This is a genomic window from Actinoplanes sp. ATCC 53533 (assembly GCF_003947245.1).
This window is the reverse complement of record NZ_QHHV01000180.1, coordinates 1-11826: the sequence shown is the minus strand read 5'-3', so window position 1 is coordinate 11826 and position 11826 is coordinate 1. Positions and strand designations below refer to the sequence as shown.

Sequence of the window (11826 nt, the reverse complement as noted above, 5' to 3'; positions counted from 1 at the left end):
TGCCAGTACGCCGGCATTCTACGAGGGCTGAAGGCCCCAGACGCTGAACAGTGGCGGCGGTCCTACCACCTATGGCTGACCATGCTCGGGAACCAGGGCCCAAGTCCTGACGTCGTAGAGGCGTTGGAGACGCTGTGGCACACCTATGTCACCCGCGGTCATCCAGCCATGGCGCGGCTCGGCGGCCCGCGGGTCATCCGCCCGGTCTTCGATGAGGCGTTCGCGATCGGTGATCTCGTCCTCGGCGGCACCTTGGTCGACGTCAAGACCTATCTGGAGCCGGCGCCGTCGATGGGTGCCTTTGTCGACCAGCTTCTGGGCTACGTGATGTGTGATGTCGAGGACCGCTTCGCGATCCGGTCGATCGGCATCTACCTGGCCTGGCAGGGAGAACTACTGCACCTGCCACTGGACACGGCGTTGAGTCTCGCGTCAGGTCAGAGCTCTTTCGACCTGCTTACTGCCCGGCGGGTCTTCCAGCAGCAGGTTGCCCCGGCGGCGGAGCGAAGCCGCTTCTACAAGTACGGCAGCAGCACACCGGCCCGCGACCAAGGGTGAGGCGGCCAGAAACGCGTCTGGCTCCTGAGCTCACACCGTCGCGGGACAACCGGATCCGGGTGCGCTAGAACAGAGTCATGGTTGAGGTTGCCGCCGTTCTAAATTCCCGGCAACTGGAGGTGCTGCGGTGGATCGCGGCGGGCTGCCCCGACGGTGTGATGCTCGACTTCACCTACAAGACGGCCGCCGTGGCGTTGCAGGGGCGACGGCTCGTGACCGCGTCCAAGCGGCACGGCCGGTGGTTCGCCGACGTCACGCCGGCTGGACGCTTCTACCTCGACCATGGCCGCCACCCAGCCCGTGTCGAAGGTGACCGCGCCGGTGACAAGGTGACGCGTAAGCGCCCGACTCGTCCAGCACCAACGCGCCGCGAACGCGCTGCGGTCCCCGATCTCGCCGGTACGGCGCCTGACGGTCGAGCGCCTGAAAGGTGCGCTGCTGCGCGACTCGCACCGCCATGACGGCAGGTTGACGGGTGCCGTCGGTGCTGGTCGGGGCAAGGCCACACGTGGGGCCGGCGCCTACGGCGCCGGCCCCAATCGTCAGTCTTGGAAGACTTGAACGATAAAGGCGGTCACTGCCATGATCAAAGCCGCGAGGCCGTAGAGCAGCCCTTGCGCCGCATTCATCCACTCCGTCGCAGACTGAAGCGACCGTCGCGACTCTTTGTGCGTTCGCCTTTGCCTTGTTACGGTCAAGCTGATACCTCCTGTGGGCTTACGTGGGCTGCGCGAGGGATCACTGGAACGGCACCCGTGGGCTAACGGGTGCCGTTCTGCCGTGAGAGCGCAGATGACCGGCGGGAAGACGGTCACTGCAACCTCCGGCAAAAGGTCCATCGGGCTCTCTTTCCACTACAGTAAGTGTTGGACCTGGTCCCTAGGCAGACGATCGAGCCGGACAGAAGATGGAATGAGTGGGGATGAATGCCGCATTCGCGCACAACTACTTTTTCCGTATGGTGCATCACGCGACCTAGGGCTCCCCGGGAATCCGAAACGTCCCCGCCAAGTTAGCCTTACTACCTTGATCGCGCAGCGCTGTCTCAAATTCCTGCGCTCCAAGTCACAGAACTATGCAATCCGTTGAGATGCTTGTGGCCCTAATAGGGTGCTCGCCATAGTCATGCTGCACCGGCCCGGCGCCGAGCTCGCGAGACTGGCCCCCGCAACAACGACTCCCTGCTGTTCGACGGCATCCCCTGGGTGGGCCGGGCGCAGGAGGAGCACGACGGCTTCGCGGCGGCCCTGCGCGACCTCGAACACGTCGAGGGCGGCGACGTGCTGCTGCTGGCCCCGAACGTGCTGGCGATCGGTGTCGGCGAGCGCACCACCCCGGCCGGTGCCGAGCGACTCGCCCGCCGGGTCTTCGCCGCCGGGCTCGCCCACACGATCCTGGCGGTGCCGATCGCCCAGGAACGCGCCACCATGCATCTCGACACGGTGTGCACGATGGTCGACGTCGACGCCGTGGTGATGTATCCCAACATCGCCGACACCCTGCGGGCCTACCCGGTGACCGCCGGCTTCGACGGCGAGCCGGTGGTCGGCCCGTCCCGGCCGTTCCTGGACGCGGCCGCCGAGGCGATGGGCATCGACCGGCTCCGCATCATCGACACCGGGCTGGACCCGGTCACCGCCGAGCGCGAGCAGTGGGACGACGGCAACAACACGCTGGCGATCGCGCCCCGGCTCTGCGTGGCCTACGAGCGCAACGTCGAGACGAACGCGCAGCTTGAGCGGGCGGGCATCGAGGTGATCGCGATCAGCGGCTCGGAGCTGGGCTCGGGCCGCGGCGGTCCCCGCTGCATGAGCTGCCCCATCGAGCGGGCGCCCCTCTGACAGGGGCTCAGCTGAGGGCGCGGCCGAGGACGTGGGAGACGATCAGCTCGGGCACCGGGACCTCGTCCACGCCGGTGGCCTTGCCGGGAAAGTCGAAGACGGCGAGCATGAGCTGGACCGGGTAGTTCGGGGACTGGCCGATCCGCCGCACCTCGGCACCGTCCACGGTGAACACCAGCGACCCGGGCCGCCAGTCGACCGCGTAGGTGTGGAAGTCGGCGACGTCGATCTCCAGGGGCACCGTGGACCACTGCTCGATCAGGCCGGGGTCGCGGAATTTGTGCAGGCCGACGCCGACGTCGGCCGAGCCCGGCCGGACCGCGTCGCCGAAGATCTCCATCACGCAGATCTCGCCCGACTGCTGCGGCTTGTGCTCGATGCCGGAGAGCCAGAAGGCCATCATGGAACGCGGGGAGAGCACGCCGCGGGCGCGGGCCTCGATGTGGCCGTAGAGTGGGGTGTAGCCGCAGAACTCCGGCTCCTCGCTGGCGACCAGCAGGTCGTCGCGGAACGGCTGCCCACCGACCGGGCTGCCCACCGGTCCGGAGAAGCTGGCGCTCTGCACGCCGGAGACGCGCAGCGGGCCGTCGTGCAGATCCTCGCACCACAGGCCCTGCTCGGGCGGGATGCTCAGCCGCAGCTCGCCACCGGCGACCGCATACGTCGCCGCCGCCGACGCGCGTGAACTCCAGTGCGGCAGGTAGTGCGGCAGCCACACCGAGAGGTCAAGCGCGTCGCCGGCGAAATGGTCCTCCATCGACGCAATGTACCTAGCGCAAAGTCAACTGGCGGCCAACGAGGCCCTGCTTGGCGCGGCGGGCCGCGGAGTCCAGCGGCGCGGTCTCGGCCAGGATGTCGGTGTAGCGCTTGGCGAAGTCGGCCAGCGGGGCTTCCCAGTCGCCGGCCTCCGGCTCGCCCGGCACGTCCCAGACCGGGACCAGCAGGCCGTGCGCCCGGAACATCCCGGCGAACTTGGTGTTCTCGCCGAGCAGCAGGTCGCCGCTCGCCGAGAGGCGGGCCAGCGCGTCCAGCGCGGGGTCTTCCGCCTGCGGCAGCACCCAGCGCACGTGCGACTTGTCCGGCTGCACCCGGCACCAGTACGCGGCCGGGACCCCGAGCCGCACGGTCGGGTAGATCGAGGCGTTCGCCCGCTCCAGCGACGCCTTCACGTTCGGGTCCTCGGCCTGCTCGGCGTCGAGCCAGTATTCGAAGTCGTCGTGCATCGCGATCTCCAGCGGGCCGTCCGCCAGGATGTCCTGCAGCCGCGGGCCCTCGCCCGGCAGCGCCGGCACGGCGACGGTGTCACCGGGCTCGGTCTTGAGGGCGCACAGGATCGCCACGGCGATGTCCCGGGACACGTCGCCGGACTGCACGTGCCGCTGCAGCCCGATGAAGACCCGGCCGTCCTGGCGGGTCATCGCCGGCCAGGCCATCGGCAGCACCGTCGAGAGCGTGACGGGGCGGTCCCCGTACTCCTCGATGATCTCGGGTTTGAGGGTCAGCGGCGCGGAGGCGGCCGGAACCAGCTCGCGCAGCGCGATCCACTCCGGCTCGTCGGCCAGGCCTTCGAACGGCCGGGCGACGAAGATGTCACGCACCTTCTGGCGCTTGGGGGCCGCGTTGGCGGCGGCGCGGGGGTTTCGACGCTTGCTCACGGCGAACCAGCCTAGGGGGTGGCCGCGGGATCCGGGCACGCCGGTCCGGCCGTGTCCTTCCGGATTGCCGGATCAGGCCCGCGGCAGCCGGACTTCCGCGACCGTTCCGCCGCCGGAGCGCGGGCGCAGCGAGACCCAGCCGTGTTGCCGTTCCACGATGCGCCGCACCAGGTAGAGGCCCAGTCCGGCGCCCGGGTTGCGGCCGCGGTCGTGGGAGTCGCCCTGCCAGTAGCGTTCGAAGGCGCGCTCGACGTGCTCCGGCTTGACGCCGATGCCACGGTCGGCGACCCGGAAGGTCACCGTCGCGTCGTCGGCCTCCGTGCTCACCTCGACCTCGGTGTCCGGCGCCGAATACTTGTCCGCGTTGGTGGCCAGCTCGGTGAGGATCGTGGCGAGCGAGTCGCGGTCGCCGAACGCCTTCGGCAACTCGGCCGGCAGCCGGTCGAGCACCAGCCGGCGGCGCAGGTCGACGGGGAGCTGACCGGCCGCGGTCCGCAGCCCTTCGACGAGATCGAACGGCCCGGGCGGGTGCCCACCCACCTCGCCGTCGTCGCTGGTCGCCGAGAGCAGCCGGTCGACGAGCCGGGCCAGCTCGCCGGCGCGAGCGCCGATCACCCGCACGGCCTCCTGGCGCCCGGCCTCGCCGAGGGTCTCCCAGTGGTTGGTGAGCGTGTCCGCATATCCCTTGATCACGGTGACCGGGGTGCGTAGCTCGTGGCTGGTGACCGCGACGAACAGGTCGCGGTCCTCGTGCCGGCGGTCCTGGTCGGTGGAGTCCCGGAACGTCACGACCCGCATCGCGGGGGTGTGCGGCAGATCGCCCGCGGTGACCTTGAGCAGGCGCCCCGAGGAGAGCCGGTGCACCAGCACCTGGCCGGGCGGCGGCACCGGGAACTGCAGCTCGCGGCCGAGCACCTCGGCGGCGCTGCTCCCGGTGAGCTGCTCGGCGGCGGGGTTCCAGAGCTGGACGATGCCGTCGCGGTCGACGATGGTCAGCCCGTCGGAGAGGGCGGCCACCACCGGCCCGTCGCCGTGCACGGGCAGGCCGGCCTGATCGCCGTACATGTGGCCGACGTTGGTGGCGAGCAGCTCGAGCACGTCGTGGTGCTCGGGGCCGGGCTCGTCGTCGTCCTCGCCGTAGTAGACGTGCAGCGAACCGACGATCAGGCCGCCGATCTCGCACCGGGCGCCGAGCATCCGGTGCCGGTGGCTGCCGTCATCGAGCTGGTTGGCGAACTCGTCGTCGACCGAGTCGAGCGGGATGAGCTGCGTCCGGTCGCCGGTGGCGAGCCGGGCGTCCGCACGGTCGACCCGGCGGCCCACCGCGCGGGCGCAGACGCCGCTGGCGGCGATGATCCGGCCGTGTCCGGGGCTGTACTCGGCAAAGCTGGCGCCGAGCCCGCCCAGGACGTCCTGGGCGAGGCGGACGAGCTGATTCAGCACGGCCAGGCCGGCCTCGCCGGCGTTGATCCGGTCGAGAAGCGCGATCTGCCCTCGCGTCAGCGCGGCGTAGTCGGGACGATCCGGCATGTCTGCGAGTCTGCCTCGCTTACGGGCATTTGGGCAGTGCAGTTAGTGTGGATCTTGTGGTAATCGGGGCCAAGAGTGTCCGGTGTCACACGGGCGGTACGTTCTCGAGCCGGTCGAGGACGAACTTCGGCCGGTCGCTGATGATGCCGTCGGGGCGCTGGGCGAGCACCAGATCAAGATCCGGGGCCTCGTTGACCGTCCAGACGTACGCCTGGTGGCCGGCGGCGCGCAGCGCGGAGACCAACTGGGGCCGCGACCGGACCAGGCTGATCCCGGGACCGGCGATTCGCGCGCCGAAGGGCAACCGGCCGCGGCCGACGCCCGGGGGCACGATATCCAGCAGGTAGACCGTCGGCACGTCGGGAGCCATCCGCCTGATCCGGCGCAGCGCCAGCGCCGCGAACGACATGACGGTCACCTGGATCGGGTCGTTGGGCTTCGGCTTGGCCAGGCCGTACCGGTGCAGCATCTCCACCAGGCGGCGCTCGACCTCCGCGCCGTACCGTGACGGGTGTTTGGTCTCGATGAGTAGGCGGACCGGCCCGCCGTGGTCGCGCAGCGTGCTGATCAGGCGCTCCAGCGTGAGCAGGCGGACGTGGTCCGCCTGCAACGCCTCGGTGGCCGCGGCCGGATGCCAGGAGGCGAAGTCGAGCTCCTCCAGCTCGGCCAGCGTCTTCGCGCTGACCCGGCCTCTGCCGTTGCTGGTCCGGTCGAGCCGCCGGTCGTGCACGCAGACCAGGTGGCCGTCGCGGGTCAGCCGCACGTCGCACTCCACGCCGTCGGCGCCCTCGTCCAGTGCGCGTAGGTACGCCGCGAGGGTGTGTTCGGGTAGCGCGCCGGCCCCGCCGCGGTGGGCGAAGACCAGAGGGCGGGGCCCGTTCACAAGACTTGGGGAGGCTGACCGTTCTCGCTGACGACATCGCGGCCGTTGACGGCCCACGCCTGCATGCCGCCATCGAGGTTGCGAACGTTGTCCCAGCCGTTACCCATCAGGTAAGACACCACCTGGCCGGAGCGCCCGCCGGAGCGGCACACCACCACGACCTCGGTGTCGCTGGGGATCTCGGCGATGCGCGCCGGGACCTCCATCATCGGCAGATGGTGGGCGCCGGGGGCGTGGCCCGCCGTCCACTCATCGGGCTCACGCACGTCGAGCAGGTAGGCCGTGGCCTCCACCTGTGACGGCGTCACGCTGGGTACCTGAGGTCCGAACACGTGACAAGCGTAGAGCTACTTCTCCTTGGCGACGACGTCCGGGTTCCCGATGATGAAGTCGGCGAGTTTGTCCTGCTTGACCGCCCGGAACATCTCCATCGTCTTGGGCGTGATCGTCTCGCGTCCGCTGCCGTTGCCGGCGAACGAGCCGTTGTTGCTGCGCAGCAGCACGAGGTCGTTGGCGGCCACACCCTTGAGGGTGAAAATGAAGTCGGCGACCGGCACGCCGCCGGTGTCCAGCACGAACGCCTTGCCGGCGGCCTTCATCAGCGCGTTGACCTTCACCGGATTGGTGAGCACCCCGCCGGTGCTGGCCTTCTTCGCCATCGCCTTGATGAGCTGCTGCTGATGCCGCTGGCGGTCGTAGTCGCCGTTCTTGAGGCCGTAGCGCTGCCGGGCGAAGTCGAGGGCCTCCCAGCCCTCCATGTCCCGGCAGCCCTTCTCGTGCCAGATCGGGGTCTGGGACTTGCCGGTCTTGCGGGCCTCGGCCAGATACATCGGCTTGCCGCCCACCTTGACCATGTGCTGCGACTTGACCCGCTGGTCGACGCACATGCGGACGCCCTTCAGCGCTTCGATGACGCCCTTGAAGCCGTTGAAGTCGATGATCGCCGCGCCGTCGAAGCTGATGCCGGTCGTGTTCTTCAGCGTCTGCGCCATGAGCTGCGCGCCGCCGGCCCAGCCGCCGCCGTTCTGGGCGCCGTGGAAGAACGCCTCGTTGGCCTTCGTGGTGCCGCCCGGATACTTGCTCTTGGCGAACGCGGGCACCTGGACCTCGGTGTCGCGCGGGATCGAGACCAGGTAAGCCTGGTCGTGGCTCGCCGGGATGTGCAGCATGATGATCGTGTCGGCGCGCAGGTCGTCGACGGCCCAGCGCTTACGCGCGTCCACGCCCATCAGCAGCAGGTCGATCGGGCCCTTGAGGCTGTTGCCGCCCTCGGCCGCCGTCTTCTTGGTGCCGCCCAGCAGGTCGTCCTGGGTGACCGCGCTCGTCGCGCTGCTGACCATCCACTTGGTGCCGACGATGCCGGCGCCGCTGGCCATCATCAGGACCGCGCCGAAGATGAGGGCCATCCTCGCCCAGATCGGGTCCTTCTTGGCCTTCTTCCCGCCCTTGGGCGGCGCGCCGGGCGGGCCCGCCGGGGTGCTGCGCTTGGGTGCCTTGACGGCGTCCCGATCCATCGACGAAGCCCGTCGGGGGGTCTGGACGGTCATGCGCGCTCCAAGCACTCGGGATCCGGGCGGACATCACTGTACGTTCAACTTCGATCTCTTGCGAGGCCTTGTGGGTTTCAGGTCAATGACACGCAGTGTTCATCGACGGCGCGGGCCGACGAATACCGTCGACCCGCGCCGTTTGCCCGATCTGTAACTATCAACCCTTGGCTTGGCTCGACGGGGTCGGCTTGGTCGACGCGATCCACTCATCCATCTTGTCGGCAGCTACCGCCTTGTACAAAGCAATAGCCTTCTCCTTGTCGGCGACGACGACGCTCTGTCCGGAGATGGTCTGGCTGCCCACATTGGGGCTGGTGATGAAGGTGAGGTTCTCGCCGCGCAGGCTCCGGAACTGCAGCGCCATGTCGGTCAGCGAGAAGTCCTTGTCGGCCGTGATCGCGCTGGTGGTCGCCTTGAGGAAGTCGTTGAGCTTGCCGGGGCTGCTCAGCGTGCCCGTGCTCGCCGCCTTGTCCATCAGCGCCCTGAGGAATTCCTGCTGGTGCTGCATCCGGGCGAAGTCGCCGCGGGCGAACTGCTTGCGCTGCCGGATCCAGTCGAGCGCCTCGGCCCCGGACATGTGCATGGTGCCCTTCTTGAACTTGCGGAAGGGCTTGTGGATCGAGGTGATGCTCTGCTCGACCTTCAGGTCCACGCCGCCGAGGGCGTCGGTGACCTCCTTGAAGCCGCCGAAGTCGATCGCCAGCACGTGGTCCAGGCGCACGTCGGTCATGCACTCCACGGTGCGGACGGCGCGCGGCAGGCCACCGAAGGCGAACGACGCATTGATCTTGGCGCGGCTGCCGCTGTCGCAGTCGGCCGAGTTGCCCGACGGGACCTGCACCCACAGGTCACGCGGGATCGACACCAGCTGGGCGGACTTGTGGTCGGCCGGGATGTGCATGACGATCAGCGTGTCCGCACGCCAGGCGTTGCTGTCGTCCTGGATCGCGTCCGGGTCCCGTGAGTCGCTGCCGACCAGCAGGATGTTGAGCGCGCCCTCCACCGTGCTGACGGGGCGGCCCTTGGTGATGTCGGAGAACGCGTCGGTGCGCTTGAGGTCGTCGTTCAGGCCGTCGGCGTAGCCGTACAGCGAGATGCCGGCGACCAGGGCGCCGACCAGGACCACGGCGCCGGCCACCAGGGCGATCCGGCGCCAGCGCGGCTTGCGCCTGCCCCGGTACGGCTGACCCTGGCGGTTGCCCCCGCCGGGTCCACGGGGCGGCGGGCCGCCCGGCCCGGCACCTTGGCCGCGCTGGGGCCAGTTGTCGTATCCGGCTGGGCCTCGTCCGGCCGCATCGCCGTACCCGCGGGGCGCACCGGCGCCGACGCGGCCCGAACCGGGCACTGAGGCCCGGCTCATCGAGCCCGGCACGGAAGCCCGGCCGGAGGAGCTACCCCAAGGGGACGTGGTCGCAGACATGCCTTCAGGTTACGTACTAAGAACCACGCAAAGCGTGCATCAACACTGGCTCGGCACGAAGGGAGGAGGCAATTACTGTGGGTAAAACGTTCACTACCGTGCCAAATTGCTCAGCCCTTGAAGAAGTCGATCGTGTGCCTGAGTCCCTCTTCCGGGCCTACCCGCGGTTCGTAGCCGAGCAGCGTCCGGGCCAGGGTGAGGTCCGGACGGCGCTTCTCCGGGTCGTCGGCCATGCGCTCGACCAGCTCGATCGGCGAGTTGCTGCCGCACAGCCGGACGATCAGCTCGGCGAGCTGCAGCACGGTCAGCTCGTGCTCGGTGCCCACGTTGATCGGCCCGGTCTCGTCCGAGTCGAGCAGCAGCAGGATGCCACGGACCAGATCATCCACGTAGGTGATCGACCGGGTCTGCGCGCCGGTGCCCTGCACGGTGATCGGCGAGCCGCGCAGCGCCTGGCTGATGAAGGTGGGGATGGCCCGGCCGTCGTCGGGGCGCATCCGCGGGCCGTACGTGTTGAAGATGCGCACGATCGCGGTGGAGAGGCCGTGGAAGCGGTGGTAGCCCAGCGTCGCCGCCTCGGAGAAGCGCTTGGCCTCGTCATAGACGGCGCGGACGCCGATCGGGTTGACGTTGCCCCAGTATGTCTCCGGCTGCGGGTGCACCAGCGGGTCGCCGTACACCTCCGAGGTCGACGCCATCAGGAAGCGCGCCGCGTCCGCGACCGCCCGGTCGAGCAGCGCCAGCGTGCCCACCGAGCCGACCTTGAGGATCTCCACCGGCAGCTTGGCGAAGTCGGTGGGGCTGGCCGGGGACGCCATGTGCAGGATCGCGTCGAAGCGCTCGACGAGCGCCGGGTGCTTGGGTAGGCCCTCGGCGAGATCGGCCTCGACGAGCGTGAAGCGCGGCTCGGCGGCCAGGTGCACGACGTTTTCCTTGGCGCCCGTGACGAAGTTGTCGATCGCCACGACGGTGCAGCCCCGGCCGAGCAGGGAGTCGACGACATGGGACGGCACGAAGCCGGCGCCCCCGCTGACGAGAATCCGATGGCCTGCGCCGTACCGCTGCTGCACTGACATATAGCAACTCTAAGCGACCGGGGCCGACGTGCATTTCGCACGTCGGCCCCGGGCCGTTTTGTCCTTTTCGGTGAGCGTTGCGCGCTAGTGCGCGCCGAAGCCGGTCAGCGACCGGACCTCGAGCTCGGCGTACTTGTCCGCGTCCGACTCCTTCGAGATCAGCGTGCCGATCCAGCCGCAGAGGAAGCCGACCGGGATCGAGATGATGCCGGGGTTGTTCAGCGGGAACCAGTGCCAGTCGCTGTCCGGGAACATGGCCGTGGCCGAGCCGGACACGACGGGCGAGAAGAACACCAGGAACACGGCGGAGATCAAACCGCCGTAGATCGCCCACAGCGCGCCGGAAGTGTTGAACCGCTTCCAGAACAGGCTGTAGATGATCGCCGGCAGGTTGCCCGAGGCGGCCACCGCGAACGCGAGCGCCACCAGGAACGCCACGTTCAGGCTCTGCGCGAAGATCGACAGGATGATCGCGATCGCGCCGATCACGAACGCCGCGATCCGGGCCACCCGCACCTCGTCCCGCTCCGACGCCTGACCGCGCTTGACGACGCTGGCGTAGAAGTCGTGGGCGAGGCTGGACGACGACGCCAGGGTCAGCCCGGCCACCACCGCGAGGATCGTGGCGAAGGCGACGGCCGCGATGATCGCGAGCAGCACCGCACCGCCCGTGTCGCCACCGAAGTAGTCGATGCCGAGTGCCTGGGCCAGTTGCGGCGCGGCCGTGTTGCCCGCCTTGTCCTGGTCGGTGATCGCCTTGCTGCCTACCAGGGCCGCCGCGCCGAAGCCCAGGGCCAGGGTGAACAGGTAGAACGTGCCGATGATGCCGATCGCCCAGAGCACGCTCTTGCGGGCGATCTTGCTGGTCGGCACGGTGTAGAACCGGGTCAGGATGTGCGGCAGGCCCGCCGTGCCGAGCACCAGGGCGATGCCGAGCGAGAGCAGGTCCATCTTGCTGTAGAAGGTCTTCGCCGCGTCGCCAGCGGTCTCCACGCCGTACCGCAGACCGGGCTCCAGGAACGCCGCACCCTTGCCGGACTGTTCGGCCGCGTCACCGAGCAGCGTCGACAGGTTGAACTTGTAGGTCGCCAGCACCAGCAGGGTCATCACCAGGGCGCCGGTCATCAGCATGAAGGCCTTGACGATCTGGACGTAGGTGGTGCCCTTCATGCCGCCGACCACGACGTACACGATCATCAGGGCGCCGACCAGGATGATCGTCGCGATCTTGGCGGTGTCGGCGTCCATGCCCAGGAACGTGGTGCCGGGCCTGATCCCGAGCAGCAGGCTGACCAGCGCGCCCGCGCCGACCA

General features: G+C 69.1%; 10 protein-coding genes and 2 pseudogenes. 3 read left to right on the top strand and 9 right to left on the bottom strand.

Going from position 1 to position 11826, the window contains the following annotated elements; genetic code table 11:
- From DMB66_RS44380 to DMB66_RS44370, 3 genes and pseudogenes are all read left to right on the top strand, one after another.
- Window positions 1–558 (top strand): annotated as a pseudogene (locus DMB66_RS44380) (hypothetical protein); the annotation flags it as partial.
- Between the two features lie 77 nt (window positions 559–635).
- Window positions 636–1019, top strand: coding sequence for a hypothetical protein (locus DMB66_RS44375; RefSeq protein ID WP_125810142.1), 384 nt, complete (start codon window positions 636–638; stop codon window positions 1017–1019).
- Between the two features lie 664 nt (window positions 1020–1683).
- Window positions 1684–2399 (top strand): annotated as a pseudogene (locus tag DMB66_RS44370) (arginine deiminase family protein).
- Window positions 2400–2406: 7 nt separating this feature from the next.
- Here DMB66_RS44370 and DMB66_RS44365 read toward each other — a convergent pair.
- The 9 genes from DMB66_RS44365 to DMB66_RS44325 form a co-directional block, all read right to left on the bottom strand.
- Entirely contained in the window at window positions 2407–3156 is a 750-nt protein-coding gene (locus DMB66_RS44365; RefSeq protein WP_125810141.1) for a glycoside hydrolase family 16 protein, read from the bottom strand.
- A gap of 13 nt (window positions 3157–3169) precedes the next feature.
- Entirely contained in the window at window positions 3170–4054 is an 885-nt protein-coding gene (locus DMB66_RS44360; protein ID WP_125810140.1) for a DUF5926 family protein, read from the bottom strand.
- Window positions 4055–4126: 72 nt separating this feature from the next.
- On the bottom strand, window positions 4127–5584 hold the full coding sequence (locus DMB66_RS44355) for an ATP-binding protein (protein WP_125810139.1): 1458 nt from the start codon (window positions 5582–5584) through the stop codon (window positions 4127–4129).
- Between the two features lie 85 nt (window positions 5585–5669).
- Window positions 5670–6467, bottom strand: a complete 798-nt coding sequence (locus tag DMB66_RS44350) for a glycerophosphodiester phosphodiesterase family protein (RefSeq protein ID WP_125810138.1) — start codon at window positions 6465–6467, stop codon at window positions 5670–5672.
- On the bottom strand, window positions 6464–6799 hold the full coding sequence (locus DMB66_RS44345; RefSeq protein WP_125810137.1) for a rhodanese-like domain-containing protein: 336 nt from the start codon (window positions 6797–6799) through the stop codon (window positions 6464–6466). The genes DMB66_RS44350 and DMB66_RS44345 overlap by 4 nt, the downstream gene beginning before the upstream one ends.
- 15 nt (window positions 6800–6814) lie before the next feature.
- Window positions 6815–8014: an LCP family protein gene (locus DMB66_RS44340; RefSeq protein WP_125810136.1), complete on the bottom strand. Its 1200-nt coding sequence runs from the start codon at window positions 8012–8014 to the stop codon at window positions 6815–6817.
- A 160-nt stretch (window positions 8015–8174) separates the two neighbouring features.
- Window positions 8175–9437 (bottom strand): LCP family protein, encoded by a 1263-nt coding sequence (locus DMB66_RS44335; protein ID WP_125810135.1) that lies wholly within the window; start codon window positions 9435–9437, stop codon window positions 8175–8177.
- A 110-nt stretch (window positions 9438–9547) separates the two neighbouring features.
- Window positions 9548–10513 (bottom strand): NAD-dependent epimerase/dehydratase family protein, encoded by a 966-nt coding sequence (locus tag DMB66_RS44330; RefSeq protein ID WP_125810134.1) that lies wholly within the window; start codon window positions 10511–10513, stop codon window positions 9548–9550.
- An 84-nt stretch (window positions 10514–10597) separates the two neighbouring features.
- On the bottom strand, window positions 10598–11826 hold a 1229-nt coding region (locus DMB66_RS44325; protein ID WP_148112821.1), incomplete at its 5' end, for a cation acetate symporter.

What these genes read in the sequence shown, in the direction of transcription:
- DMB66_RS44365 (WP_125810141.1), bottom strand. Translation starts at nt 3,156, where the DNA reads ATGGAGGACCATTTCGCCGGCGACGCGCTTGACCTCTCGGTGTGGCTG.
- DMB66_RS44340 (WP_125810136.1), bottom strand. Translation starts at nt 8,014, where the DNA reads ATGACCGTCCAGACCCCCCGACGGGCTTCGTCGATGGATCGGGACGCC.
- DMB66_RS44335 (WP_125810135.1), bottom strand. Translation starts at nt 9,437, where the DNA reads ATGTCTGCGACCACGTCCCCTTGGGGTAGCTCCTCCGGCCGGGCTTCC.
- DMB66_RS44355 (WP_125810139.1), bottom strand. Translation starts at nt 5,584, where the DNA reads ATGCCGGATCGTCCCGACTACGCCGCGCTGACGCGAGGGCAGATCGCG.
- DMB66_RS44375 (WP_125810142.1), top strand. Translation starts at nt 636, where the DNA reads ATGGTTGAGGTTGCCGCCGTTCTAAATTCCCGGCAACTGGAGGTGCTG.
- DMB66_RS44330 (WP_125810134.1), bottom strand. Translation starts at nt 10,513, where the DNA reads ATGTCAGTGCAGCAGCGGTACGGCGCAGGCCATCGGATTCTCGTCAGC.